At 64.8% G+C, this 24,871-nt stretch carries 24 protein-coding genes and 2 pseudogenes; 14 read left to right on the top strand and 12 right to left on the bottom strand.

Translation table 11 applies throughout. From position 1 onward, the window contains the following. Window positions 1-42 precede the first annotated feature (42 nt). Window positions 43-312 carry a DUF1876 domain-containing protein gene (locus tag AB0J47_RS24540; RefSeq protein WP_364350672.1) on the top strand — a complete coding sequence of 90 codons (270 nt, stop codon included), beginning with the start codon at window positions 43-45 and terminating at the stop codon, window positions 310-312. Window positions 313-403: 91 nt separating this feature from the next. On the opposite strand, the gene AB0J47_RS24535 is transcribed toward AB0J47_RS24540, so the two are convergent. The 3 genes from AB0J47_RS24535 to AB0J47_RS24525 all read right to left on the bottom strand — a co-directional run bounded on the left by AB0J47_RS24535 (window position 404) and on the right by AB0J47_RS24525 (window position 1,959). After that, window positions 404-814, bottom strand: a complete 411-nt coding sequence (locus AB0J47_RS24535) for a hypothetical protein (RefSeq protein ID WP_364350226.1) — start codon at window positions 812-814, stop codon at window positions 404-406. Between the two features lie 117 nt (window positions 815-931). Further along, the gene (gene folE, locus AB0J47_RS24530) at window positions 932-1,528 is read right to left on the bottom strand and encodes a GTP cyclohydrolase I FolE (RefSeq protein WP_364350223.1); all 597 of its coding nucleotides are present in this window, start codon (window positions 1,526-1,528) and stop codon (window positions 932-934) included. Window positions 1,529-1,533: 5 nt separating this feature from the next. Further along, the gene (locus AB0J47_RS24525; RefSeq protein WP_364350220.1) at window positions 1,534-1,959 is read right to left on the bottom strand and encodes a hypothetical protein; all 426 of its coding nucleotides are present in this window, start codon (window positions 1,957-1,959) and stop codon (window positions 1,534-1,536) included. A 121-nt stretch (window positions 1,960-2,080) separates the two neighbouring features. Between AB0J47_RS24525 and AB0J47_RS24520 the strand changes: the two genes are divergently transcribed. Further along, entirely contained in the window at window positions 2,081-2,800 is a 720-nt protein-coding gene (locus tag AB0J47_RS24520; protein ID WP_364350217.1) for a helix-turn-helix domain-containing protein, read from the top strand. 591 nt (window positions 2,801-3,391) lie between these two features. On the opposite strand, the gene AB0J47_RS24515 is transcribed toward AB0J47_RS24520, so the two are convergent. Next, a complete protein-coding gene (locus AB0J47_RS24515; protein ID WP_364350214.1) occupies window positions 3,392-3,658 on the bottom strand; it encodes a hypothetical protein in 267 nt (88 codons plus the stop codon). Between the two features lie 51 nt (window positions 3,659-3,709). Between AB0J47_RS24515 and AB0J47_RS24510 the strand changes: the two genes are divergently transcribed. Then, a complete protein-coding gene (locus AB0J47_RS24510; protein WP_364350669.1) occupies window positions 3,710-3,850 on the top strand; it encodes an Rv1535 domain-containing protein in 141 nt (46 codons plus the stop codon). Window positions 3,851-3,900: 50 nt separating this feature from the next. Here the strand turns inward: AB0J47_RS24510 and AB0J47_RS24505 are convergent. The 3 genes and pseudogenes from AB0J47_RS24505 to AB0J47_RS24495 form a co-directional block, all read right to left on the bottom strand. Then, a pseudogene (locus AB0J47_RS24505) lies at window positions 3,901-6,174 on the bottom strand (cation-translocating P-type ATPase); the annotation flags it as partial. Between the two features lie 1,991 nt (window positions 6,175-8,165). Continuing rightward, window positions 8,166-8,594, bottom strand: coding sequence for a hypothetical protein (locus AB0J47_RS24500; protein WP_364350211.1), 429 nt, complete (start codon window positions 8,592-8,594; stop codon window positions 8,166-8,168). 335 nt (window positions 8,595-8,929) lie between these two features. Beyond that, window positions 8,930-9,793, bottom strand: a complete 864-nt coding sequence (locus tag AB0J47_RS24495; RefSeq protein WP_364350666.1) for a DUF1206 domain-containing protein — start codon at window positions 9,791-9,793, stop codon at window positions 8,930-8,932. A 172-nt stretch (window positions 9,794-9,965) separates the two neighbouring features. On the opposite strand from AB0J47_RS24495, the gene AB0J47_RS24490 reads away from it, so the two are divergent. The 5 genes from AB0J47_RS24490 to AB0J47_RS24470 all read left to right on the top strand — a co-directional run bounded on the left by AB0J47_RS24490 (window position 9,966) and on the right by AB0J47_RS24470 (window position 14,355). Next, a complete protein-coding gene (locus AB0J47_RS24490; RefSeq protein ID WP_364350208.1) occupies window positions 9,966-10,346 on the top strand; it encodes a hypothetical protein in 381 nt (126 codons plus the stop codon). A gap of 177 nt (window positions 10,347-10,523) precedes the next feature. Beyond that, a complete protein-coding gene (locus tag AB0J47_RS24485; protein ID WP_364350205.1) occupies window positions 10,524-11,357 on the top strand; it encodes an RNA polymerase sigma factor SigF in 834 nt (277 codons plus the stop codon). A 287-nt stretch (window positions 11,358-11,644) separates the two neighbouring features. Further along, the gene (locus AB0J47_RS24480; RefSeq protein WP_364350202.1) at window positions 11,645-11,848 is read left to right on the top strand and encodes a hypothetical protein; all 204 of its coding nucleotides are present in this window, start codon (window positions 11,645-11,647) and stop codon (window positions 11,846-11,848) included. A gap of 16 nt (window positions 11,849-11,864) precedes the next feature. After that, complete coding sequence (locus tag AB0J47_RS24475) at window positions 11,865-13,073, top strand: AI-2E family transporter (protein WP_364350199.1); 1,209 nt, start codon at window positions 11,865-11,867, stop codon at window positions 13,071-13,073. A 58-nt stretch (window positions 13,074-13,131) separates the two neighbouring features. Continuing rightward, a complete protein-coding gene (locus AB0J47_RS24470) occupies window positions 13,132-14,355 on the top strand; it encodes a Fic family protein (RefSeq protein ID WP_364350195.1) in 1,224 nt (407 codons plus the stop codon). Between the two features lie 278 nt (window positions 14,356-14,633). On the opposite strand, the gene AB0J47_RS24465 is transcribed toward AB0J47_RS24470, so the two are convergent. Next, a complete protein-coding gene (locus AB0J47_RS24465; protein WP_364350192.1) occupies window positions 14,634-15,389 on the bottom strand; it encodes an alpha/beta hydrolase in 756 nt (251 codons plus the stop codon). A 713-nt stretch (window positions 15,390-16,102) separates the two neighbouring features. Here AB0J47_RS24465 and AB0J47_RS24460 point away from each other — a divergent pair. Continuing rightward, on the top strand, window positions 16,103-17,029 hold the full coding sequence (locus tag AB0J47_RS24460) for an LppP/LprE family lipoprotein (protein ID WP_364350189.1): 927 nt from the start codon (window positions 16,103-16,105) through the stop codon (window positions 17,027-17,029). Between the two features lie 189 nt (window positions 17,030-17,218). Here the strand turns inward: AB0J47_RS24460 and AB0J47_RS24455 are convergent. Next, a pseudogene (locus tag AB0J47_RS24455) lies at window positions 17,219-17,338 on the bottom strand (glycine zipper domain-containing protein); the annotation flags it as partial. Window positions 17,339-17,760: 422 nt separating this feature from the next. Here AB0J47_RS24455 and AB0J47_RS24450 point away from each other — a divergent pair. The 5 genes from AB0J47_RS24450 to AB0J47_RS24430 all read left to right on the top strand — a co-directional run bounded on the left by AB0J47_RS24450 (window position 17,761) and on the right by AB0J47_RS24430 (window position 21,371). Next, entirely contained in the window at window positions 17,761-17,916 is a 156-nt protein-coding gene (locus AB0J47_RS24450; RefSeq protein WP_364350186.1) for a hypothetical protein, read from the top strand. A gap of 234 nt (window positions 17,917-18,150) precedes the next feature. Continuing rightward, complete coding sequence (locus tag AB0J47_RS24445; RefSeq protein WP_364350183.1) at window positions 18,151-18,465, top strand: hypothetical protein; 315 nt, start codon at window positions 18,151-18,153, stop codon at window positions 18,463-18,465. Then, window positions 18,462-19,730: a hypothetical protein gene (locus AB0J47_RS24440; protein ID WP_364350180.1), complete on the top strand. Its 1,269-nt coding sequence runs from the start codon at window positions 18,462-18,464 to the stop codon at window positions 19,728-19,730. Before AB0J47_RS24445 ends, AB0J47_RS24440 begins: the two co-directional genes overlap by 4 nt. Then, entirely contained in the window at window positions 19,723-20,364 is a 642-nt protein-coding gene (locus AB0J47_RS24435) for a hypothetical protein (protein WP_364350177.1), read from the top strand. Before AB0J47_RS24440 ends, AB0J47_RS24435 begins: the two co-directional genes overlap by 8 nt. Before the next feature lie 539 nt (window positions 20,365-20,903). Beyond that, window positions 20,904-21,371, top strand: coding sequence for an RDD family protein (locus AB0J47_RS24430; protein WP_364350174.1), 468 nt, complete (start codon window positions 20,904-20,906; stop codon window positions 21,369-21,371). A gap of 191 nt (window positions 21,372-21,562) precedes the next feature. Here AB0J47_RS24430 and AB0J47_RS24425 read toward each other — a convergent pair whose 3' ends face one another. The 3 genes from AB0J47_RS24425 to AB0J47_RS24415 all read right to left on the bottom strand — a co-directional run bounded on the left by AB0J47_RS24425 (window position 21,563) and on the right by AB0J47_RS24415 (window position 24,748). After that, on the bottom strand, window positions 21,563-22,777 hold the full coding sequence (locus tag AB0J47_RS24425; RefSeq protein ID WP_364350171.1) for an FAD-dependent monooxygenase: 1,215 nt from the start codon (window positions 22,775-22,777) through the stop codon (window positions 21,563-21,565). A gap of 103 nt (window positions 22,778-22,880) precedes the next feature. Beyond that, window positions 22,881-23,240 (bottom strand): hypothetical protein, encoded by a 360-nt coding sequence (locus tag AB0J47_RS24420; RefSeq protein ID WP_364350168.1) that lies wholly within the window; start codon window positions 23,238-23,240, stop codon window positions 22,881-22,883. A gap of 278 nt (window positions 23,241-23,518) precedes the next feature. Beyond that, window positions 23,519-24,748 (bottom strand): FAD-dependent oxidoreductase, encoded by a 1,230-nt coding sequence (locus tag AB0J47_RS24415; RefSeq protein WP_364350663.1) that lies wholly within the window; start codon window positions 24,746-24,748, stop codon window positions 23,519-23,521. Window positions 24,749-24,871 lie beyond the last annotated feature (123 nt).

The following is a 24,871-nucleotide window of genomic DNA, read 5'->3' as shown; positions in this document are numbered from 1 at the left end:
GGTGAAGCGACACAGTCCCTACTGATCTGGAGGGCAGTGCGAATGCCGTCGAAAACTTGGAACATCGCCATCGCCATCGAAGAACTCGACCGCCTGACCAAAGTAAAAGCCCAGCTGATCGGCCGCGGAGATGAGCCGTTGGTCGCCGCCGGGTCAGCTCACACCAATCCCGCCGACGAGAACATTCCTGCCATCGGTGATGAGCTCGCTTGTGCCCGTGCACTGCAAGATCTGGCCCACCAACTGCTGCACGCGGCGATTACGGATATCGAAGCCCACACGCACAAGCCGGTTCAGGGCTTGCAAGCCTGACATCCGACCAGGCCGGGCTCGGGTCCGACAGTGCTGGGGTCCGACGGTGCTGGGGTCCGTGCTGGCCTGACCGGTTCCGAAGTCGAAGGCGTCACAGCGCTGCCAGTGCAACCGCGGCAACCCACAGCTCTCGATCGATCGGATCGTCCGGTACACCGTTTTCGGCCGACCGGAACGTTTCCACGACATCGGCTCCTGGGTCGCCCCGGGATGCCGTCCAGAGGTTGCCCCGCGCGTCGGCGGTCCGCATCAGGACCGCTTCCGAGTGAAATCCGAACCCCCACAGCGTCTGTCGGGGCGCCTGCGAGAACACCAGCGTCGCCAAATCCTGGAACGGCGGGTCAGCGGACGTCGGCTGTGTCAGTACGCCGATCTGATCCGGCCCCGCCAGGGTGAGGCCGAAAAACAGGGGAGTCGAGTCCCACTGCTCGTTGGCTCCGAGCAGGGTGGCGGTCACGGTTCGGATCAACTCGTCTGATGGGTACAGGATCGTTCTCGACATGCATGCCTTCCCAGGATGGGTCACGCTTCCCCGCAACGGTAATGGGTGCTGCGCAGACATGGGCTCGGCCACGGCGGAATAGACCTGCACTTCGGTCCGACGAGGTCTCCGGACCAGTCAGGGGGTGATGCCGGTGAGGGAGAGGAACTCCTGGCGGGAGCGGGCGTCTTCGCGGAGGGAGCCGAGGAGGGTGGAGGTGACGGTGGTGGTTCCGGCTGCTTGTACGCCGCGCAGGGTCATGCAGGTGTGTTCGGCTTCGATGACAACGCCGACGCCTTTGGGCTGAAGCTGTTCGGCGAGCCAGTCGGCGATCTGCTTGGTGAGTCGTTCCTGGACTTGGGGGCGGCGGGAGAAATGCTCGACGATGCGGGCGAGTTTGGACAGCCCGAGGATGCGGTCACCAGGGAGGTAGCCGACGTGTGCGACGCCGACGAAAGGTAACAGGTGGTGTTCGCAGACCGACCGCAGCGGGATGCGGCGGGCGAGCACCAGTTCGTCATAGCCTTCGTCGTTGGGGAAGGTGGTCAGATCGAACGGGCGTGGGGTGAACAGTTCGGCGTAGGCGCGGGCCATCCGACCGGGGGTGGCGTGCAGGTGTTCGTCGTCGAGGCCGACGCCGAGCGCTGTCAGGAAGTTCCGGGCGGCGAGCTCGGCGGCGGCCAAGTCGATGGTGCTGGCGGGGTCGTGGACTACTCGCAGCGCGGGATGGGACACGATGATCAGCTCCCACCGACGCCGAGCGCGGTCAGCAATACAAGGACCACGGTGGTGACGGCAAGGACGCCGTGGCCGCCGACGACGGCCACCGGGAAGTGTTTCTCGGCCGGTTCGGGGTTTGCGGTCGCTGCGGTTTCGGTGCGTGCGCGGTAGACGGGCAGCCAACGCAGCAGCATGACGAATCCCAGCAGTGCCACCGGGATCAGCAGTGCGAATGCGATCCAGGCAAGGGCGTCGTTGTCGAGGACGAGGTAGACGATCCACACGACCAGCCCGGCGACGGCGAGCGCGAAATGTCCGAATAAGACCGGTACGGGAAGGTGGCTGGCACTCGGTTGGCGTGCACCGCCTTTGGCGATCCAGGTGCCGAGTAGGACGAACCCACCTACGGCGGTGAGCAGCCAGAGGATTAGTGCTGCGATACCCATGATGCCTCCTGACTAGTTACACCAAAGATTATTGGTGTAATTGCTTGGATCGGTCAAGTTACCTCGCCGGTCGGGTACCCAGCATGTTTCGGCCAACACCGGTCGGCGTTATTGTGGTCGTGTGACCAGTGAATCGGCGATCGGCGCGGTGGCCGCGCTGGAGGACGAGCTGCGCCGAGGCATGTACTGGTTCATCCGCGCTGCCGGGCGCCCGGTCACCCGCGACGAAGCCGCCGAGGAGGTCGGAATCTCACGGAAGCTGGCCGCATTCCACCTCGATAAGCTCGTCGACGCCGGACTGCTGCAGGCCCGTTACGAACAAGTCGACGGGGTCCGGCGGGTCGGGCGGGCACCGAAGGTGTACGAGCCGACCGATACTGAGGTCCGGGTGAATATCCCCGAGCGCCGCCACGAGGTACTGGCCGACATCCTGATCGGCGCGGTACTCACCGAGACTTCCGACGAGACCGCTCGAGCCGCGGCGCAACGGGTGGCCGTCGAGCGTGGTGTGGGCATCGGAGCGGCCATGCGGGAGCGGTTGCGGCCCGGTCGGCTCGGTGCGGAACGCGCCCTCACCCTGCTCCACGGGTTGCTCGCTGAGCACGGATTCGAACCCGCCCGCGCCGCGCCGAACTGCATCCGGCTTCGCAATTGCCCGTTCCATCCCTTGGCCGCGCAGGCGCCCGAACTGGTGTGTGGACTCAACCACGCCTATCTCACCGGCGTGCTCACCGGCCTGCGGGCCGACACCGTGACCGCGGAGCTGGCACCGAAAGCCGGCGAATGCTGCGTCCAACTCCGTCCCGTCACGTCGGACACGGCTCGCTCTGCGCCCGCATGACCTGACTGTCACGACCGAGCGTGACCGTCTTAGTTGTGCACAAATCCGGAAGGACGCCTTCCTTTACGACGTACCATCGATTAATGTGTCGTTATATAGCGGTACGTTAATTGAGGGGAAGAAGCTGATGGAGATCGCGACGAAGTTCTGGACGGTGCGTCGTGTGGTTGTCGCGACGCTGTTCGCCATCGCGTTGGTGATGCTGACGGTCGCCTCGCCGCACCTTTTCGCGGCCACGGCCGGGCCTCGGGACTCGCACAGTCCCGGAGGCGGTCACGGCTACGGATCGGGGACACGCCCTAACAGCACTGACCACGGTCAGCTCAACAGCGGTTACGGTTCCGGAGTGCGCTCCAACAGCGGTGGCCACGATCAGTACCGGGGTCGCACCGAGAACCCCTGTCAGTACACGCCCACGGGGACGTGCGGAGCGCGCTGACAACGAAGTCGACGTACTCCTGGCGGGATCGAGCAATCCGCCGTTCGGTTCGACCGATCCCAGTTCGTCGCCGCGGTATTCGATGATTCGTGCACCGAGGTTGTCGTTGTCGCAGGCAGTGCGTGTGGGAGAGGTCTGACTGATGCGCTGGTCTACGCGTCTTCGAGCGCTTCGCCGATCTGGTGGGCGACGCGGTTGTGCTGATTCTGCACCAGCCAGTGCCCAGCCGCGAGGACAACTACGACGGGCCATTCGATGATCTCCGCGGCGGCCAGGGCGCCGAGAGCACCGTAGTACGCCAACTGCTCGGGCCGGGGGATGCGGACACGGCCAAGCATCGGCAGATCCACCGCGAAACCTTGTGCGGAAAGCACCCGGTCGACGGCGTCTCGGTGGCCGGTTGGTGATTTTTCGGCCATGTGTTGCCTCCCGGTCATGGTGTGTTCGAGTATTCGACTCCTGGCATCCGCATGGTGTCCAGTGTGATGAGTACTGGTGTGGGCGTTGGCTCAGATCCTTTGACAGGCGCGTTGACGCAGGTGCTGGCAGTGCCGTTGCGCGAGTTGTACGCGGTGCTGTGGCGTCTGGGGGTCATCGAGATCCTCGACTGATTATCCCCCCGGTGCCCGCCCGTGGTGAACAGTCGGGCAGCGATGGCCGCGATGACGGTGGCGACGGCGGCGGTGGACAGCGCCTGCCACCAGCCGATCGGCCCCAGGGGTGTGCTGCCGAGTAGTTGGCTGATTCCTGGGGTGCTGATCAGCGCGGCGAGGGCCAGCAGGGAGCCGGCTGCGGTGGCGACGACCAGCGGGCTGTGGGAGTCGATGAGCGTCTGTCCCAACTGTGTGGCGACCAATGCCACCAACGCGACCGTCGAGGCGCGCCGTCTTCGGCCGGTGAATTTCGCCCGCACCCAGGCGACCATGGCGGCGGAGGCGGTCGTCGCGCCCCGCACCGCTATCGTCCGCCACAATGCGGCTCGGTCGGGTCCGCGGCCGGTGTACCGCGATTCGGCGCTGGGCGGGCTGACCGCGAGTGCAGCGGCGGGCAGCGCGTCGGTGAGGATGTTGACCAGCAGCAATTGGCGGGTGTTCAGCGGTGCCCGGCCGGTGAGGGCAGTGCCGGCGATCGCGAAAGCCACCTCGCCGGCGTTGCCGCCGAGTAATACGGCCACCGCCGACTGCACGCGCCGCCACAGTTGTCGGCCTTCGTCGAGGGCGTCCAGCAGTGCACGGATTCGCCCGTCGAGCAGCATGACATCCGCCGCGGTGCGGGCGGGGTCACTGCCGCGTGCGGCCACGCCGATACCGACGGTTGCGGTGCGGATGGCGGCCGCGTCGTTGGAGCCGTCGCCGACCATGGCGCACACGTGACCCAGCCGCTGGATCGTCTCGACGATCTGCACCTTGTGCTCGGGTGACATCCGGGCGAACACTCGCCGACTGTGCACCGCCCGCTGTTGTTCGTGCCGGGACAGCGCCTCCCATTCGGGCCCACTGATCACCTGATCATCGTCGATGGGCATGCCCACTTCGGCCGCGATCGCGGTGGCCGTCACGGGGTGGTCGCCGGTGATCAGCCGCACCCCGATGCCGCGGTCGGCCAGCTCGGCCAGCACCTCGGTCGCGTCCGCGCGCGGTGTGTCCGATATGCCCAGTAACCCGGCGAACCGCAGTCCGTTGCCGCACAATTCGGCGAAGGCATCGGCGTCGTCACGAACCGAGCGGGCCTGCGTCGCCGAAAGCTCCCGGGTGGCGACGGCGATCACCCGCAGCCCCTCGGCGGCCATCTCGCGCACCTGCCGCTGTGCCGCCTCGTCGGTATCGACGCACGCGGCGAGCACCACCTCCGGCGCTCCCTTGATCGACAACTGCGTATCGTGCACGGACACCGAGAACGCGCGACCGGACCGGAACGGCAGATGCGCCGCCGGCTCGCCGTGGTTCAGGTGTCGCCCGGCGTCGGCGACCGCGCGGTCGGTGGCGTGTTCGTGCGGTTCACCGTTGGCGAGCGGGGTGGCCCGCAAGGCGTGGATGAGCACATCGTCGGCGGACAAACCGGAAGCGGCACACACCCTGGTCACCCGGAGTCGGTTCTCGCTGAGCGTCCCGGTCTTGTCGAAGCACACCATGTCGACACGGCCGAGGGCCTCGACCGATCGCGGACTTCGCACCAGCGCGCCCGCGTGGGTCAGTCGCCGCGCTGAGGCCTGCTGCGCCAGCGTCGCGACCAGCGGCAACCCCTCCGGGACCGCGGCCACGCCGACGGCGACACCGCTGCTGACCGCCTGGCGCAGACCCGTGCGCCGCAACAGCCCGAGCGCGGTGACCAATCCGCCGCCGACAAGGCTGAACGGCCACGCCTTGTTCGTCAGATCTTTCAGTTGCGTCTGCAGGCCGACAGCGGGACTGTCTTCGTGTGCGGGGGCGGTGGCACGATGTGCTCGGGTCTGTTCGCCGACATCGGTGACGATCGCGACCGCGGTGCCCGCCACCACCGTCGTGGTGGCGTAGAGCATGCAGGCTCGTTCGGCGACGGGCGCGGCCGGTGTGGCGTCGATCTGCTTGGGCACCGGCAGCGATTCCCCGGTCAACGACGACTCGTCGACTTCTACGTCGAGCGCGTGGGTGAGCCGCGCGTCGGCAGGCACGACTTCACCGGGCCGTACCTCGATGACGTCACCGGGGCGCAAGTCGGTGGCGTCGACCATCGCGTAGCGGTCGGCGTCGACCAGCTTGCGAGCCGGTGGGGCTTGGGCGGCCAGCAGTCGCCGCAGCAACCGTTCGGCGCGAATCCGCTGAGTCGCGGCCAGGGCCGCGTTTCCGGCGAGCACCGACCCGACCAGGATCGCGTCGATGGGCGAACCCAGCACCGCGCTGGCCGCGGAACCCACCGCTAGCACCGGGACCAACGGGTCGGACAGCTCCGCGCGCATCGCGCCGGCGAAATCCCCGATCGCTCGGCGCACCGGCGCGATGACCGACTGCGCGGGATAGGTCGCAGCCGCCGACTCCGCCCGCTTGTCCGCTTCGGCTGCCTGCGGCGCCAGCACACGACGCACGTGTTCGACGGACATGGCGTGCCATTCGTGCACGCTCGCGGTAGGCGGCGGTGGGCTTTCGAGCGCTGCGCGGGCAAGCCGGTATCCCGTCCATGCGCCAGCGGCGGCGCCGGCGCTGACCGGGCCCGAGCCGCGGCCCCGGACCCCGGGAATCATCAGCAATGCACCCAGTAGGGAAGCGCCGGCGGCGATTTCGACGCCGCGCTCGCTGGCTTGACGGGCCACGGGCAGCGCGTGCAAGATCCGCCACACGTCCTGCAGGTTGTCGACGAGCACATCCGCGTGCCACGGCGGCGGCCCGCCCGCGGTGACACCGATCGCGACGTCGGCGTCGGCCAGTGCCTGGGCCGCGGCGCTCGACACCACTGCCACCGTGCGGCCCTCCCGCTGCAGCCGGTGCACTGCCTCGGCGAGCGCTTCATCGAGGGATCCGGGCACCGGATCGAGATCGTCGAACGACGACCGCAGGTCATCGAGCATATCGACGTCGACCGACACCGCCTCCGCACCGCTGCGGCGCGCTTCGCGCAGCACCGCCGAAGCCAGCGGATGATGCGCGAATCGCACGAGCACCGCGCCGCCTCCGCCATTGCCGGACAGCGGCCGCGGGACCGGGTGCCACCCGGGCTGCCATGTGCCACGGTCCAATCGATCCTGTGCCCACTGCCACGCCACCGCCCGCTCGTGTTCGGGCACATCGCGGATGCGGGCCACCCGCAGTTCCTCGCAGCACAACACGCGAGGATCGACCACCACCGCATCGACCCGGTCCAGGCGTCGGAACATCCGTGGCCGCAAGGACAGCACACCGTACCGGTCGGCCAGGCCGCGGGCGAGTGTCGCGGCGAACGACTCCCGGCTGGTGCGAGCCGCTTTCGGCGCGGCGACGGTGACGGCGCTGGCGGCGGCGTCGAGGTCGGCCGTGATAATGCCGATCGCTGGTGCGGCGGCCGCTTGCGCTGCCGCACTGCGGTCTGCGTGGCGCTCGACCGGTCCAGGCGGCAGCGGTGTCGGTCGGTCTCCGGAGCGGACACTGTCGACGCATCCCGCGTGCGCCGCGAGACGGGGCTCGCGGCGTTGCCAGAGCGTGGCCGCGGCGCGGGTCTCGGCGGCTCTCGCAATATGGATGAACACCTCGACGCCCAGTGACGCCGGTTGCTGGGTGACGGCGGCCGCGGCGGCCGCGGCGAGCGCGATCACGCTATCAGCGGCGCTGGTGCCGAGGCGCTGTTCGACCGCGCGACGCAGCCGCGGCTGGTAATCGACGAGCGCGACAACGGCGTTGAGGCCTGCTGGCAACCGCCGCCAACCGCCCACTCGGCCGGCCAACGCTACACCCAGACTCACGGCGTTCACCGCCGCCGAAACCACGCTGTCGGCCAGCACGATACCGTCGGCGGGCAGGTCAACCGGCCGGAGACCCGAACCGGACTGATGCCGGCGTTCGGCAGCGGCCACCACTGCGCACAGCTCGTCGACGACAGTCGGGTCGTCCACCTCGGCGATGACCCGCGACAGCGGATAATTGAGCGCCACCGAGATCACGCCCCGATGCGAACGCACTGCGGCGAGCACCGCGGGACCCAGCTCGTCGCGCGGCTCGCGTCCGCCCAGGCCACGCACTTCGATCCAGCAGCGGCGCTTGCCGCACCAACGTCGCCGGGCCGGTCTACCACCGAGCAGTTCCGACGCAGCCTCGGTGACAGCCTCGACCAGCCGGCGATCGAGCATCGTGCGCACCGGCACGGTGACAAGCTCCACACTCGCGGCGGCGGCGCCCGCGGCCGCCCGCACACCCGAGCCGACGGCGCGCGGGGGCAGTGACGACGCGGTCCGTAACAGTAGGCCCAGGTCCACGTCGCGGACTAACGCTTGCTCGGCGAGCGTCGCGCCTGGGCCGCGTTCTTGGACGCGGGGGTCGCCTTCGTTGTAGTGGTGGGCTGTGTGTTCGCCTTCTGTGTGCGGCCCGAGGTCTGTTCGGCGCGATCGCCGTCGGCGGGCGCCTGCAGTCGACCCGATCGCTGCCCGAGATGATGGACCACCAGGGCAGCGCCGCCGACGCCCAGCAGCACCGGCCAGTCCACCAGCCCCGTGGCACCGATCGCCGCCAACGTCAACACTGCCGCTGGTGCCGAGTGGCTGCCGCTGCCCAACCCGTTCTTCACGCCGACCGCAGCACCTCGGATACCGCCGATCACGCCCTCGACAGCAGCGCCGCCCACGGCCCCGGCCGCCGCCGTCGTCGCATCGGCCGTCCGAGCGATCACGTCCACCACGCCGTCGGAAATGTTCATCATCACTCCGTCGTGTTCACGATATGGACACCAGCGAGCTAATGGGAGTTTATCCCAAGTGGAGGGGACAACATCAAGGTTAGGCCGATATGTCCACCGGCTACGCCTCCGTCAACAGCTTGCAAGTTACTAGACAGCAATCCGACGCGGTCGCGTCCACCGAACCTGCCGGAAGCGAACTTGACTGGGGCCGGAACTTGGCTGGGGCCGGAACTTGGCTGGGCCGGAACCTGGCTGGCGCCGGACTGCAACCGAGGTGAGACGGCGATGGGTAGAACTGATCGACAGCTGCCTCGAGATCGGACTGGCTGCGGTTGCTCGGGGGCTGTGCCCGACTACATCTTGGTTTGTCGGGCCATGACGAAGCTGTAGAGGCCGTAGGTGATGATGCCCAAGCCGGCCGCGATGAGCAGCGCTGCCCCGTAGGGTTGGGCCCCGAGAGTTTTGAGGGCGCCGTCGAGTCCGGTGGCTTTGTCGGGCTCGGATCGGTTGACGGCAAGTATCACCAGCAATCCGATGGCGGCGATGGCCAGCCCTTTCGCGATGTATCCGACGGTGCCCAGCCGGCGTACCAGGTCGCTGGTCGTGCCCTCGAGGTCTTCGAGGAAGTTCTGGCTCACTCCTTTGTAGATGTGGTAGCCGCCGATCGCGATGATGATCAGCGCGATCGCAATGAGGGCGATCGTGCCGGCGGTGGTTTGCATCAGGCGGGCGGTGAAGCCTGCACTCTGTGCGCTGCTGGACTTGCCGCTGCCGCGTGCGAATCCGAACGCGGACACCGCGAATGCGAAGTAGACGACTGCCAGGGAGAACGCCTTGACGCGATCGAACGTTTCGGATTTCTTGCTGTCGGGCTGGGGTTTGGACGCGCTGCCGAGTGCCGCTTCGGCGAGCCGCCACAGTGCCATCAGTGCAAACGCGACGACGCCCACCCACAGGGCGAGCAGGCCGCCTGGCTTGGCGGCCAGTTCCGCCATGGCCCCGGATTGGTCGGCGGAGCCAGCTGGGCCACCGAAAGCGATCCGGATGGCGATGTAGCCGATGATCAGGTGCACGATGCCACTCACGACGAAGCCGGTGCGGGCGAGGCGTTCGAAGATGCTGTTCTGGGCCAGCCGGCCTGTCCTGGAGGACACCTTGTCGTTCGACGCGGACGGCGGTGCGCTGGAAGACGTCGAGGACGGATTGTTGTCAGGCATGGCGCTCGCCCCCATATCCGTGGTGGTGAAAGGCGCTGCCAGCGTAACGCCGCCTTCCCTGCCGGCGGTAGGTCCGGGCCGGGTCGGCGGGGCGTCTGGTCGCTCATTTTCCCAGTTCGGGGGTGGTCGAGTGGCGTTAGGGTAGAGGGGGGAGGGTGCGAGGAGTCGAAAGATGAGCACCACCATTGTGATCGTGATCATCGTCGTCGCGGCTGTGGTCATTTTGCTTGTGGCTGTATGGGTGTTGATGCGCAAACGTCGCGAACACCATCGGGTCGAAGCCGCGGGCATCCGTGACCGGGCGGCGGAACAGGAATTCGAGGTCGGTCAACGGGAGGCGCTGGCGCAGGAGACTGCCGCCAAGGCCCGGGTGGTCAAGGCGGAGGGCGAGGCCAAGGCGGCGCAGGCCGAGCGGCTTGCCCAGCAGGCGCACGTGCATCGCAGCGCGGCGGAGGATTCGCGAACCGACCTGGATAAGGAGTGGGAGCGCGCGGACAAAATAGATCCGGACTCGAAGTCAGGTGGGACGCGTCAGGGGGCTGAGCCCGAATAACCCATCGCACAACCCTGATGTCGAGGTTTCGCCGACTGTTCGGGCTCGGGAAGATGAGCGCGAACAGGTGAGTGACTGCGTTGTGGGGCGGTTGACGCCCTTTGATCACGTTTCGATTACGACAAAGGTGGTACCCCACTGACATCGAACTTCATGTGAAGTGAGGGGAAATCTCGGATGAGTAGAACGACAGTTCGCAACGAAGGATCCCGACACGCCACCGGTGCCGGGGACAGCTACGACGACATCGAGCCATGGTTCGAGAAGCTGGCTGCCTTGGAGCCTGGCGACTCTCATCGGCAGGTCGTGCGTGAGGAGATCGTGCGTCGGTGTCTACCCTTGGCCGACCACATCGCTCGCAAGTTCGCCGGCCGCGGCACGGAATTCGACGATTTGCAGCAGATCGCTCGGCTAGGGCTGGTGCAGGCGGTGGACCGTTTCGACATCACGCGAGGCTGTTCATTCCTGTCGTTCGCGGTGCCGACTGTCATGGGCGAGGTGCGGCGCCACTTCCGCGACCACACCTGGGCGCTGCGTGTTCCGCGCCGGGCAAAAGAACTGCAAGCGCTGATTCGGCCGACCGTGGAGAGCCTGGCGCAGCGGCTCAGTCGAATGCCGACCGCGCGGGAGATCGCCGCTGAACTCGACCTCGAACTCGGTGAGGTCACTCAGGCGCTGGTCGCGGCCAATGCCTACCAGACCAACTCGCTCGACATCGGGGTGGGCGATAACGACGAAGGCACTCGCCTCTCGGTCATCGACACCCTCGGCGCCGTAGAGCCGTGCTACCGATTGTTGGAAGACGCGATGTCGGTGCGTCCGTTGATCGCTGCGCTTCCCGACCTCCAACGTCGGGTGCTGATCATGCGTTTCTTCGAATCCAAGACCCAAAGCCAGATCGCCGCGCGTCTCGGCGTCTCCCAGATGCAGGTCTCCCGCATCCTCACCAAGACTCTGCACACGCTGCGGGAACAGGCAATCGGCGCGGATAGTCGCCGCGAAGTCGCCTGATCCAGGTCGCTGCCAGTCGTGCGAACGTGGTGATCGGTCGTAGCCGAGTAGCGTCGAGATCAAACCCGCCGAGATCCTTGCCAACTCGGTGCGGCCGACTTCGTATCGCCCGACCTGTTTCGACTGGTATCACCGGGGAAGTCACTGGTCGACCGCGCCGAAACGGCGTGGTCGTCAATCCGCGGAGGGCACTAGGTCGGGACGAACTCGATCCGCCAGAAGCGAATGCGAGACACCGTTCGGGTGAACCACGGTGGCTTGCGACCGGTGCCCGGAGGAGGTGGGTGATGGGTCGTTTAGTGCCATTGCTGGTACTCGTGTGGCTGATCATCGGGGTGGTCGCGGCGGGTCAACGTGGCTACTTCACCGATCGGGAGCAGAACTGTGCAAGCGTGGGAACGATCGCGGTCACGGTCATCGCCGGGCCCTTGAACTATGCGGGGGTCAACCCCAAGGTCACCAACTGCAACGTCCCTCAACCCAGCCCGTAAGTCGTCCGATCACACGATGAACGAGGACGACGAACAAGGCCGAACTGAGGAGCGCCGCACTCCCGGCGAGGCGGAGCAGGGCCACAGGGACCTGGTCGGGCAACCCCACACTGCGGACGAAGGCGGACCGATCGTCGCCGCGGAAGCGGCGGCGCAGCAGGCTCGGACGACGCGCAACCCGCTGGGCGAGCCCGGGCGACGATTCGATCCGCGGTCGCCGTTCATGGTCGGCATGACAGGCGCGGCGGGAGTGGCGGTGACCTACGGCGCGATTCAAGCGATGATCGCCGCGAGTCAGGTGCTGGTCTTGATCACCATCGCGCTGTTCCTGGCAATAGGCCTCGAACCTGTTGTGTCGTGGCTGGTTCGGCCCTGGTTTCCGCGATGGGCCGCAGTGACCGCGGTATTCGTGGTCGCGATCGGCTTGCTGGCAGGGTTTCTTGCGGCCGCCATACCTCCGCTGGTCACCCAAGGCAGCGCGCTGGTCCACAACGCTCCGGACTACGTCGACCATCTAGCTAACCGATATCCACTCATCGACACGCTCAACACTCGGTTCCATCTCCAGGACCGAGTCCAGCAAGGGCTCGGTTCCGATCCTTCGAAGCTGGCCGGGGGTGTCCTCGGCGCGGGCCGCCTCGTATTCAGCATCGTCAGCGGCACGGTGATCGTCGCGGTGCTGACCGGTTATTTCCTGGCCAATTTCGCGCAGGTTCGCGCTTCGATCTATCGACTGTTTCCACGCTCGCGCCGACCGCGGGCGATTCTGATCGGCGATGAGATCTTCGTGAAGGTCGGCGGCTACATCCTCGGGAATCTGGTCATTTCGGTGATAACCGCGGTATTGACCTTCATTTGGCTGCTGATCTTCGACGTGCCCTACCCGCTATTGCTGGCCGTCCTGGTCGCTGTCCTCGACTTGATCCCCGTAGTGGGCTCCACCATCGCCGGGATCATCGTGGCCCTCGTCGCGCTCACCGTATCCCTGCCCGTCACAGTGGCTACCATCAGCTTCTTCATCATCCTGCGGATGTTCGAGGACTACGTACTGGTCCCCAGAATCATCGGCAGAACGGTCCGGGTTCCCGCCATCGTTACGGTGGTGTCGGTTCTGCTCGGCGGCGCATTGCTCGGGATCGTGGGTGCGCTACTCGCCATCCCGGTCGCTGCCGCGGTGCTGCTGATCATCAGTGAAACGATGTTGCCGTCTTTGGACGAGCGCTAGCTATCAGCGTTCGTCTGAATGCGCGGAGAGGCGACTTGAACACGAACCTGTACTGACCATGGACGTTGCTGACCCGGTCGTCCAGTTCCATCCCACCTGCGCGCCGCACGTTGACGTAATGATTACGTCATTATATTGTAGCGTCGTGCTGTTCCCGACGCCCGCTCTGACCGCATCCGATGTTCGCGTCCTCGCCGACGTGGACCGGATGCGCGACGAACTGCGTCATGAAATCCAGGCCAAACCCGGAAAATGGGCGGGTGCCCTGCGTAAGTTCCTCACCGCGGATGCCGTCGCCGCATCGAATTCCATCGAAGGGTTCAAAGTCGCCACCGTCGACGTGGAGGATCTGATCGCAGGCGAGCGAGATGTTGAGGTCTCCGAGGAGAACAGGGCCGAGACGCTCGCCTACGAGCGGATGATGACCTACATACAGACGCTCCACGACGAAGGCGATTTCGCCTACAGCAAAGGCTTCCTGAACGCTCTGCACTGGATGCTGCAAGGGCATCGGCATACCGAACGCCGCCCGGCCGGGCGGTGGCGCCGCGGCCCCGTATACGTGACCGACGCCCGCGATCCCAGTATCGCCGCCTATACCGGCCCCGACGTCGAGCACCTGCCGACCTTGATGGAGGAACTCGTCGATTGGCTCAACGGCGACAACGGCACCCACCCGCTGGTGCGCGCGGCGATGGCGCACCTACATCTGGTCTCCATCCATCCGTGGGCCGACGGCAACGGACGCATGTCACGATCACTGCAAACACTGATGATCGCGCGGGAAGGTGTTCTCGCACCGGAATTTTCGTCCATCGAGGCATGGCTCGGCAGACCTGGTAACACATGGGAGTACTACCAGGTTCTCGGCCGACGAGGCAGCACCTATCAGCCGGATCAGGATGTGTCCGAATGGATTCGGTTCAATCTCACCGCCTACCACCAGCAGGCGCAAACGGTACACGCCCGCTGGGGCCGGTCCGGTACGGTATGGACGCTGCTCGAGGAGTACGTCGCGGGTATCCACCTGGACGAAAGAGTTGTCAGCGCATTGCATGATGTCGCGATGTCGGGCCGGGTTCGCCGGACCCGCTACGAACAAGCCGAAGGCCTGAGTCTGCAACAGGCGCAACGCGATCTGCGCGATCTCGTTGCACTCGGGGTGCTCGAGCCCGTCGGTCGCACCCGAGCACGCTTCTACACGGCCGGACCGGACTACCCGGGACACGTATCAGAAGTCGCCGGCACCCCGACCATCCTCGACAATCCTTACCGGCGCTAGCGCGGACCGCCGCCGTCGGGTCAGTTCCAGAGGTCGTGTGCCGCCAGCATGGTTACCGCGGCGACGGCAGTCGGGCCGCCCACGTTGTGTGCCAGGCCGATTCGCGCGCCGCCGACTTGGCGGTGTTCTCGCGCCGTCAGATGGCGCTGATGAGGCCGAGCGCAGGCACGTGGGTGGGTACCCGAACAGATAAGCGTGTGTATCGCCTCGAACGAAAGATGGGACGTGACAGCCGGTATCGGCGTCCAGCCCAAAGCCGGGCGCCGGTACCTGTCACATCAGACCGGCGTGCTGACCCGGTTTAGATGATTGGCGAAGAACCTGGCTCGGCTGTCCGCCTCGAATCCGCGCATGCGGTTGTGCGGACCTGGATAGATGTGCATCGCCTTTTCCCGGGAAGCGCAGGCATCGAACAACGCCAAGCCGGGTTCGCGGTCGATTCCCTCGTCGTCCCACGCGAGCACGAACTCGACAGGGATGGTGATCTTCCTGGCTGCCTCGGTCAGCGCCTCGTACACGAAGACCGGGCCGAATGACGCTGCGCTGATGCGGGGTTCGACCGCGGTGAGCATCAGTCCGATCGAGACGCCCAGTGTCATGCCGCCGTAGCCGATCGGTGCCGCGGTGCCGATCTCGGGCAGTGCCTGCAGAGCATCGATAGTTGCCTGCCATTCCGGCACGGCGCGTTTCGCCAGAGAAGTGTTGTAGTCGACAATGATCGGGCCCATCGGCTCTCCTGTTTCCCGAGCCCGCGCGAATGCGGCGCGGGCGGCGTCGTCCTCAGCGTCGCGCGGTCGGTCGCCGTGTCCGGGCGCATCGATGGCGGCGACGGTGAACCCGCACGTGGTCACGAGGTGGTGGGCGTTGGCCACGAGCCCTGGTGCTCGCTTGTGCAGGCCACCGGTGTGACCGCTCAGGATCAGGGGTGCGCCATCGGGGCCGGAGGCGGGCGAGAAGAGCACGCCGGTGACGCCATCCAGAGTGAAGTTGCGTTCGATGACACCGTTCGCCGATGTCTCCGAGGTGAAATGCATGGTGTGTTGTCCTTCGGGATTGCCATGTGGTTCAGGCGCTCCCGGCGACACCTATGTCAATCGCCCGACCGTGACGGCGAGTGGGAGCACCCACGTTGCTGCTGTGTTCATGGGTCTCACCTCCTCGCAGTGTGTCACGGTGTTCGGCACGCTATCAGTCCGCGCGTCGTTGCGCCCAACAATTTTCGGCGGACCCAACGCGCAAGGCCTGGAGCACCGCAGGGTGCCATGGTGGTCGCCGCCGGGCGCGTACGAAGGGTTTGTTCCACCTCCGACCTGAACCAAGATCGGCCGCACATCGGCATAGATGTTCGCGACCGCGTGCATCCTGGCATGGGAGGCGAAACTGGATCTCGGTTGCGGCCCAGGCCACGAACCTGCACCGGGTCTCATCGGTGCCACCCGAGAAAGCGAAGTCACCGCCACTATCACTGCGAGTCACACCATGGCCGGTTGGATCAGCGGTATCTCGGCATTGCAGGATGCACTGAGCTACAACGGATCTCGCGTCGCGATTCGCCCTCCGTGGCTGACTCGGTCGACGCGGTTTTGCTCGATCCGATCCTGTACGTCCTGGGTTCGGCGTCCTCGGTGATGCCGTCGGCCAGTTGACGAATGCGGGACGCAGGCAGGCGTGCCCATGAAAGCGGGGGCGCAACGATCTTCATTCGGGACACGAAATGCTCGGTAGTACAGAGGGGAAAGGACTCTCGATGAAAAGGATCATCGGCATTATCGTTGCGGCCGCGGCGGTGACCTTGGCGGCGGCCTGTCAGGACGGCGTGACGACGCAGACGTCCGGGGGGTCGTCGGTGTCGAATTCCGCTACCGTTGCCGTGCCGGGATCCGCTCAGCCTCCCGTCACTCAGCCCTCACCAGGTGCCACGCAGCCTGCTGGTGACAATGCTCCTGCCACTGCCGGAAAGGGCAGATGTGTCGATCTGGAGTCGGCGGTGGTCACAGCCGCGCTCGGCACACTCGGTACCGGGGTCGGTGGCGACGGGTTCTACGCAGACAGCGGCACTGATGCCTCCGTCGGCGCCTGTCCCGCCATACTTTGGGTGCTCGCTGGGACTCCGCGCGGCACCGCTAGCTCACCCTGGCACGTGATGCTGTTCAACCACGCGGGTTATCTGGGCACCGCGACCAAGAAGTCGACTGCTTATACACAGGTGGTCGGCTCGTCCGATCGCAGTGTCGGGGTCCAGTACCGTTGGCTGACGGGTAAGGACGCCAGTTGCTGTCCCTCGGGTGGGCCGGCCATCGTCACTCTCACCTTGGGCGCCGACGATCGCACCGTGACCCCGGACCGTGATTTCCCGACGGAGGTGATCGATCCTAGTTCAGCGAGTTCGCCGCCGGTGTGTCCGGTTACCAAGGCCGTTTTGCTCGAAGCGTTGCGAGGCACCGACATCGAGTCGCGGCTGGCGACGCCGATCGAACTCGAGGATCGAATCGACTGTGCGGGTGAGTGGGCGATGGCCCATACGGGAACCCACAACAATACTGTCAACCGAGCCCAAGTCTTGTTCCACTACATAGCGGCCGACGGAGGCTGGAAGCCTGTGGACCTCGGCAGTGCGCTGCACTGCACCGAAATCGGCGTGCCCGCCGATGTCGCAGACAAGATCTGCCGCTGAGCGTCGGTGAGCTGCTCCCCAAGACCGTTCAGCACATCGAGTAACCACGAAGACAGCGGATTCACCGTTAGTGGGAGTGGAACGCAGTTGTCTATCCGCACCACAAGGTGAGTGCAGGGGCGGTGATCGAGTCGAGTCCGAGTAGCGTGCGCTGCTCGGACTCGACGAAAAGGGATGTGCCCTAGGGGATCAAGGCAGCATCTGAGGGATGACGTCCGGGTTGATCGAGCCGACGATCCCGCCGATCACGGCGCCGATAAGGGTGGGCACGGGACCGATGAAGGAGCCGGTGGCGGAGCCGATCGCAGCGCCCGCAGCCGCGCGAACCTCGGGCCGGGTAACGCTTCGACATGATGGGGACGGTTCAGCATCCGCAAGTTCCGTTTCAACCGCCGAGCTTGACCGCGCGGTGTCACGTGGACCTGGCCGGTGGCTATCGGGTCCGCTGGCGGCTGGGGTCGGGTTGGATTACCGGGTCCGTTGGTGGGTGTCCGGTCCGCTGGCTCGTGCGGTCCGGAATCGAGACATGATGTGCTGCTGGTGGTCTCACGCACCGGAAGTATTGCCGCCGCCCGCTCCGGGTGTCCGTGCCGCTGGATGAATGAGGGGTTTTCGGTGGGGCGCTGTGGGGGTGATGTCGCGAACGGTCGGGTCCGGCTCTCTGATCGGGGTGCGCCCCTGGACGCTCGCGGATTGTCATGGCGGGCGGCCGAAGTGGAAGTCGGGCCAGGGTGTCCTGGCCGCCCGTCGTGGTCGCGGCGACCGCACACGTCAACAGACTCACCCCATCCGTTGACCACCGTCCACCCGAGCTGACCTCACATTTCACCACCTGGATCAACCACGTCGCCCAACGCATCCGCGAGGCGGAGGAAGACCACTCGTAGCCCGGCGTTACGGGGGCCGCGTACCAAACCCGGATTGAGCACTGGCACAAAATGTTCACTCGATGGAACCGTTTCGGAAGGCGGTGCGTCCAGTACTGATACAAGTGCCTAACCCGACTGGAACTCGGTTCCCCAACCGTGAACCGCCCGCAAGGACCGGCGAGCGAGATCTTTGGGCCGGCATGGAGATGACTTTGCGTGAAGGAGAGTGTTGACTTGGCCGGGTTTCTGCAGGTGGACATCGATGTGTTGAGCAAGACAGTTCAGTCTCTACGCGGCGCCGAGCAGGTTCTCAACGATGCGATGAACGCGATGAAGGACGGCAGCCACGGCGACATCGGGACCAAGACTCTCAACGATGCCGCCGACAGCTTCCAACGACGATGGAGATTCGGCATCGAGCGGATCGGCGAGTCCGCCAAGGCAACCGCGGACGGCGTCGCGCAGTGCCTCGATGCGTATCAACAGACCGATCAGGCATTCGCCAAGGTGGTCGAGCAAGCCACGAGCGCCGTTGACGGACAGCCGAGCCCCTCGGCCACAGCATGAGCCAGAACCCGTACCCCTACATCGGTTTCAACCCGGTTCCGGGCGCGCCTGACGACGTCGCAGGGCTGCACGGGCAGATCAGCACAGCCGCGGACGCGGTCAAGGAAACCAACCAGCTGTTGAACAGTCTGCGCAACAGCAACGAGAACGTCTGGCAGGGTGAGGGCGGCGACGCTTTCCGTGCCAACTTCGATGCCACGCTTGCCCAAGACCTCGGCTACGCACAGAACTCGCTCGAAAAGGCCGTCGGCCTGCTCGCCGAATGGCACACGGACCTGGTGGGCTTCCAGGACACCGCCAAGGCATTGGAAGCCGAAGCCGCCGAGGCCAAAGGGCAGTACAACAGTGCACTGCAAACGTTGCAACAAGCTCGGTCGAACACAGACCTGGGTCTGGGCAGCATGACCTTCACCGATCCGGTTGAGTTGCAGGCCGCCCAGACCCGCCTCAACGCCGCCACCGCGCAGGTCAATGCCGCCGTCGCAGCAGTTGACACCTGGGAAGGGAACGTCGATTCGATCATCCGCCGTGCGCGAGATCTCGAAAGCGCACACGACAGCACAGCCCGGCGGATCGCCGGTGAACTGGATGCGGCCGCAAAGGATTTCGCGCCCAGCCCACCGGACAAGAGCATCTGGGATCGCATCACCGATGCGATAAAAGGTGTCGGCCAGTGGATCAGCGATCACCGACAGCAGATCCACGATGTCTTGGCAGGAATAACTGCGGTTACCGGCCTGCTCGCGCTGGTGACACCACCGCCCGCCGACGCGATCTTCGCAGGCATCGCGCTCGTCGCCGGTCTAGGTGTCCTCGCAACGGATGCTTTCGACCCCGAAGTCCGTGACGCGTTCAAGGATGTCTTTTCTAGGGATTTCAATGGTGATGCACTGAAGAAGATAGGGATGACGGTGGGTCTTGACAGCCTAGGTGTGATACCTGGAGTTGGAGGCGCGGTAAAGGGCGTGAAAGCATTTACCGAACTCGGAGAACTCGCGCCTGCAGTACGGGCATTCACAGAGGGAGCGCAGGCGCCGGGAATAGCAACGAAAATTATCGATGGTGTTCCGAATGTTGTCGACAAGGTTCCGCTGATGCCGTCGGCGGTGACCCGATCCATGAGTGACTTCACTAGCTTCTTCGAGGACTTCGGCCAAGCCGGCAAGTTCGAGGCGGGAACCTCGGCGGCTGGCATCGAACTGTTCTCACGCGCAGGGAAGGCAGGGCTCGGCCTCTTCAATATTGGGAACAGTGGAAATGGCTGAGATAATGGTAGACATCTGGATTCCGCATGGCTTCATGGAAATGCCTCTGACCGATATCGAGAGTCGGATCGGCGTTGCTCGGGAGATCGTTGGAGAAATGCAGGCGTCGACCATGAAATCCATGGCTCAGGCTATCTTACCCACTGCGGCAACGCTCTTCGCCGAGCTGGCACACAGGGATGCGAGGTACTGCGGCATAGGTCGGCACCTGACATCAGACGGAAACCTGATCACGTCATGCATCACCGTCTGCGTTTATGAAACCGGCGGAGAGACGATCAACCCACGGTTGGCCTTGACGAATCTGGTCGAGTCCAGGGCCGAATCCGGGGAAACATATGATATCGAAATGGTAGATGTAGGGGGTCGGCCAATGATGTTCGCTGAACGAGTCACAGAGCTCCCAACGCCGGAACTTCCCGGGAGACCGTACTTGAGTAACACAACGGCCACCTACCAACTCGAAGCGGTAGTGCCGTCGAATGACGGGTCAGCACTTGCTGCTGTCGAATTATCGACCGCATCAGTCGACTATGGTCCGGAATTCCGAAAGATGATGGTCGATATGGCGCAGTCGATCGAATTCCGGGCGCATAGTCGGTCGACGCCCCGCCCCTCGTCGCTGGACTTGTGAGGTCTTTCATCGTGGAAACATCATCGTCGGCCGCATCTTGGCCAGCGACACGCGCCGAATTGCGAAAGGGCGCGCTGTTGCCGTGGATGGCTCTGGCCGCGGGGGTCGCCAGCATTCCAGCATCGGTAATCTTCATCAGTTTGGGCGATCCTGGCCACAGCCATTTGGCCCACCGCCTGTCCGCTCTCGGGAGCATATTGTCGATAATCCTGTTCTGCACAGGGGTTATCGGCGGATGCATGGTATGGATCAGGAGACGGACAAGGCAGATATTGCTGCGGCACCCTTGGCTGGAGTATCGAGTCGGCCACGTCACCAACGGCCGGTACGAGTGGGTCGAGTTGAAAGATGTCAACGACACTCGGATCTCACAATTGATCGTCAGCAGTTGGGTTCATCAAATAGGAGAGGTAGTCGATAACGGGTCTTCGATAGTGTGGTTCGCAGGCGATCCGCGCAAACGTGGAGTCCTCTCGACACCGGGGGGAGCAAATCTGCGATACGCTTATTATAGAGGTGATATATCGGAACCCAAGCGTATGGATGTCAGGGAAGCCGGCCTGGCACGATTCGGCGGTAAAGATGATCGCCGTTACCCATCACCTCGTACATTGCGTCGAGTCTGTGCATTCGCGTTCGACTGGTTATTGCATTTCGGAACTGCCGCTGCAGTCGTCATTTTCGGTAAAGGTGTGATACCGCTTGCCGGAGCCGTTGCGCTTGGCGCGTGGTTGACAACTTCCTTTGTTAATCGAGTCATACTGCAAGGAGTATTTCACACGACGGTCGGGAAAGCGCTGTTCGGTCTCTGCGTGATTCAGCCCGGCGACGGTTTGTTTCCGTCATATGGCAGACTGACAAAAGTCTGGTTTATGACTTTGTATTTTTCTGTGATGCTACCCCTGGCGTTATTTGGAGGGGATGGCCCGGGCCCCGACAATCTCAGCGACTACTTCCTGCCCGCAGTGCGTCGTCGCGACCTTCGCGTGCAGACGGAATTCCTATAGCTTATAAGCACGGATCCACGCCTCTGCCGCTATGCCGGGCAGTCGGCGCCGCCGGCGGCCAATAGGCAGCGATCGCGCTGGTCCGAGCACCTGCGAAAAACGCGAGACATGGCGCCCTGGTCGCCGCCTGGAGGGCATGGTGGTGCTGCACCGGCACAGCCCGGCAGCCTGGTGAAGTTGGCCGAACACCTTTACCAGCGCACCGGCGGTGCCATCGCGAGTTCCCCCCGTCGGGCAGCCCGCCACCACCGATGTCCGGAGTCGATGGCACGCCGGATCTTGCGCACGGTGGGTACCTGTGTGAGCAGGTGTTGCTGATATCGCCACGGCATTTGTAGCCCGTGCCGAGCCGCCATCGCATAGGCGAACTGCACGGCGCTGCGGTCGAGATACCGGTCGGCGTGTTCGAACCAGATCATGCTGGTACGGGCGGCGGCCTGTATCGGGCGCAGCGCAGCGCGCCGCTGCGCATCGTAGTTCTCCAGCGCATCGGCGACCTCGGCATGCTCGTACAGGTTCTGTGCGAGCACGACGGCGTCGACGATTGCCAACCGGGTGCCCGAACCGATGGTGAAGTGCGTCGTGTGCGCTGCATCGCCGAGCAGCACCACGTTGTCGTGATACCAGGTCTTGTTGGTTACCTCGGGAAAGCGGCTCCACCTTGCGAACTCGCCCCGTGTCTTGCTGATCAACGAGTGACCGTCGAGATGGCGCGTGAATATGTTCTCCAGAACGCTCGAGTTCTCCAGGTTGTCCAGGGAATCGAATCCCAGTCCATGCCAAGTCCGCGGTTGGCACTCAACGATGCAGGTGCTGATTTTCTCGGCAACCGACGGGTAGGCATGGAACCAGATCCAACCGGCCGAGGTGTGTTCGAAGGCGAAGGTAAATCGGGTGAAGACCTTGTCCGTACCGAGCCAGATATATCGATTCTCACCGAATGTGACGGAGGTGCCGAAGCGATGATTACCCAGCTGCCGTACCTGGCTGTTCGCGCCGTCGGAGGCGACGATGAGATCGGTGCCGTCGAAGCCGGACAGATCGCGGACCTCTTGCCCGTGCTGGACATCGACGCCCAGTTCGCTCGCCCGTCGGGAAAGTACGTCGAGCAATGCCGCGCGCCCCATGCTGAACCCGTAGCCCCCGAAATGTGCGGTCTGGTCGTCGCGCACATGGATTGCCTGTTCACGCCATAGGACCGACCCGGCACGTACCGCCTGGGCGCTGTCGAGGTCATTTCTATACAGAATGTCGAGCAGGTCGTCCCAATACACAACGCCCCAGCCATAGGTGGACCCGGGCGGCTCGCGGTCGATCACCGTGATGTCATGGGCCGGGTCGCGCCGCTTCATCGAAATAGCGAAGTACAAACCGGCCGGCCCGCCACCGATACACACAATCTTCATCTCGTCACCAGTCCAGCCCGGTGGTCGATCCTGGCTTCACATGATCGGTACTCGATGCGACCGAGCCCGGCACGCTGTGCGTGTCCGGGCTCGGTTACCGGCGCTAGAAGCTACCCCAGCCACCCCAGCCGAATGGGTTCCACCAGCCGGGATTCCATCCCCAACCGCCGCCTCCCCAACCGCCGCCGCCTCCCCAACCGCCGCCTCCCCAACCGCCGCCGTGACCCCAACCGCCCCCATTACCCCAACCGCCCCCGTGACCCCAACCGCCGCCGCCCCAACCGCCGCCGCCGTGACCCCAACCGGGGTTGTCGACGAGTTGGGTTGCAGACGTGGGCGTCGTTGCGCGCGCGGAAGGCGCTTGCGCCGCGGCTGCGACGACCGGAATCGCGGCAGCTGCGGCTATACCGGCGGCGGCCGCCAGCCGGGCGAACTTCGTGTGTGAATTCTTTCTCTCGGTCATGATAGGGCTCCAGATGCTGTCCCGACCTGCTCGAATTCTACGCGGTTTCGCCGAACTCTAGAAGTCGCCGCGTTGCCCCATCTATAATCCCGCCACATTCCCATCGGCTACCCCCGATATACCCTGGTCCTAATACCAGCCGGACTTCGTGATCATGGTGTGAGCCGGGATCGGTGCTGGTGGTGGCTGCGTCGGGCGCGAGATACGTGCTGCGCGTAAGGCATCCGTCATCACCGAGGTCGTCGCTTTCTGTCGGATTCCATCAGCGCGACCGGTATTCAATGGGTGGACTCGGGTCCGTGCTCGGGCGCGGCCTGCAGTTCGGGCGCCGCGGCGGCCAGCAGTGCGTCGCGGTCGCGGCTCAACGGAGGATAGATACGCCGGGTGTTGATGGCGCGCTTGGTGTCTTTAGCTACCTCGCCGCACGCGACCACGTGGCGGTCCCAGCCCTCGGTATACACCGCGCCTGCCGGTCCCAGATCGAGAACCGTTACATACCAAGGGATCCGCAACGGTTTCATGGGTTTGCCCAGAAGATCGCCGATGACGTTGTATCCCGCCCACCGGCCCATGGGGCGGCTGTGCTGGCAGGACATCACAGACATATGCTCGTCGTCCATTTTTGCGGCGGCGACGTCACCGGCGGCGAATACCCCGGCCACACCGCGGACCCGCAGATAATCGTCGACAGGGAGTCGACCCAGCCGGTCACGTTCGATCCCGAAGTCTGCGGTCAGCGGGTTGGCTCGCATGCCGGCACACCATACGACGGTGGCGGCGGCCACCACTTCACCCGAGGACAGCGTCACGCCGCGCTCGTCGATGGCGACGACCCCGACGCCCAACTTGGTCTCGATCCCGATGTAGGCCAGCGCCGCCTCGATGACCGGTCGCGCCGATGCGCCCATGTCCGAGCCGACGAACGGGTTGCGGTCGATCAGGATGACCCGCGGTGTGACCGCCCGCGTGGCAAAGGCGTCGGCGAGCATCGCGGGCAGCTCAGTCGCCTCTTCGATCCCCGTCAAACCTGCCCCGACGACGACTACTGTCGCAGCCGCCGGGTCAGCGGGGCCCTCGGCAAGCCGGCGCAGGTGGGCTTGCAGTCTGGTCGCTGCGTCATGCGTGTCGATATCGAAACCGAACTCACGCAAGCCGGGGATATCGGGCTTGACCACCTGGCTGCCCAACGCGAGCACCAGCCGGTCGTATCCGTGAGCGCCAGCGGTGGATTCCACGACGCGCGCCAGAGCATTGATCGCCGTCACTTCGCCGATGATGTGCTTGATTCCGACCGGATCGAGAAGAGCGCTCAGCGGGATGCGGGAGGTGCTCAGATCGGTCTCATAGTCGCGCACGCGGATGTCGTGGTACGGCGTGGAACTGATCATGGTGACATCGACGGTTCCGACCGCTACTCCGAGCTCGTCAAGCCGCCGGGCCGCCGCGAGCGCCGCCCACAGACCCGCAAACCCGGACCCGAGAACCACCACAGGCGAAGGATCGGTCACCGCAGCGCGCTGCACATCGTCATTTTAACACGACAGTTGTATTTCGTTGTGCTGCAAGATAGTTGATCCTGCTGTAGTTTGTCGCGCGTGCTTGATGATGTTGTGGCCGAGGATGTTTCGGCT

This window comes from Nocardia sp. NPDC049737, from assembly GCF_040674755.1.
Taxonomy (GTDB): Bacteria; Actinomycetota; Actinomycetes; order Mycobacteriales; family Mycobacteriaceae; genus Nocardia.
Note: the sequence above shows the minus strand (reverse complement) of the source record. Positions and strands in the feature narration are given on the sequence as shown.

Coding starts and splice junctions, on each gene's coding strand:
- AB0J47_RS24540 (WP_364350672.1), top strand. CDS start 43: ATGCCGTCGAAAACTTGGAACATCGCCATCGCCATCGAAGAACTCGAC.
- AB0J47_RS24535 (WP_364350226.1), bottom strand. CDS start 814: ATGTCGAGAACGATCCTGTACCCATCAGACGAGTTGATCCGAACCGTG.
- AB0J47_RS24525 (WP_364350220.1), bottom strand. CDS start 1,959: ATGGGTATCGCAGCACTAATCCTCTGGCTGCTCACCGCCGTAGGTGGG.
- AB0J47_RS24515 (WP_364350214.1), bottom strand. CDS start 3,658: ATGGCCGAAAAATCACCAACCGGCCACCGAGACGCCGTCGACCGGGTG.
- AB0J47_RS24510 (WP_364350669.1), top strand. CDS start 3,710: ATGGTGTCCAGTGTGATGAGTACTGGTGTGGGCGTTGGCTCAGATCCT.
- AB0J47_RS24500 (WP_364350211.1), bottom strand. CDS start 8,594: ATGAACATTTCCGACGGCGTGGTGGACGTGATCGCTCGGACGGCCGAT.
- AB0J47_RS24495 (WP_364350666.1), bottom strand. CDS start 9,793: ATGCCTGACAACAATCCGTCCTCGACGTCTTCCAGCGCACCGCCGTCC.
- AB0J47_RS24490 (WP_364350208.1), top strand. CDS start 9,966: ATGAGCACCACCATTGTGATCGTGATCATCGTCGTCGCGGCTGTGGTC.
- AB0J47_RS24485 (WP_364350205.1), top strand. CDS start 10,524: ATGAGTAGAACGACAGTTCGCAACGAAGGATCCCGACACGCCACCGGT.
- AB0J47_RS24480 (WP_364350202.1), top strand. CDS start 11,645: ATGGGTCGTTTAGTGCCATTGCTGGTACTCGTGTGGCTGATCATCGGG.
- AB0J47_RS24475 (WP_364350199.1), top strand. CDS start 11,865: ATGAACGAGGACGACGAACAAGGCCGAACTGAGGAGCGCCGCACTCCC.
- AB0J47_RS24470 (WP_364350195.1), top strand. CDS start 13,132: ATGGACGTTGCTGACCCGGTCGTCCAGTTCCATCCCACCTGCGCGCCG.
- AB0J47_RS24465 (WP_364350192.1), bottom strand. CDS start 15,389: ATGCATTTCACCTCGGAGACATCGGCGAACGGTGTCATCGAACGCAAC.
- AB0J47_RS24460 (WP_364350189.1), top strand. CDS start 16,103: ATGAAAAGGATCATCGGCATTATCGTTGCGGCCGCGGCGGTGACCTTG.
- AB0J47_RS24440 (WP_364350180.1), top strand. CDS start 18,462: ATGAGCCAGAACCCGTACCCCTACATCGGTTTCAACCCGGTTCCGGGC.
- AB0J47_RS24435 (WP_364350177.1), top strand. CDS start 19,723: ATGGCTGAGATAATGGTAGACATCTGGATTCCGCATGGCTTCATGGAA.
- AB0J47_RS24430 (WP_364350174.1), top strand. CDS start 20,904: ATGGATGTCAGGGAAGCCGGCCTGGCACGATTCGGCGGTAAAGATGAT.
- AB0J47_RS24425 (WP_364350171.1), bottom strand. CDS start 22,777: ATGAAGATTGTGTGTATCGGTGGCGGGCCGGCCGGTTTGTACTTCGCT.
- AB0J47_RS24420 (WP_364350168.1), bottom strand. CDS start 23,240: ATGACCGAGAGAAAGAATTCACACACGAAGTTCGCCCGGCTGGCGGCC.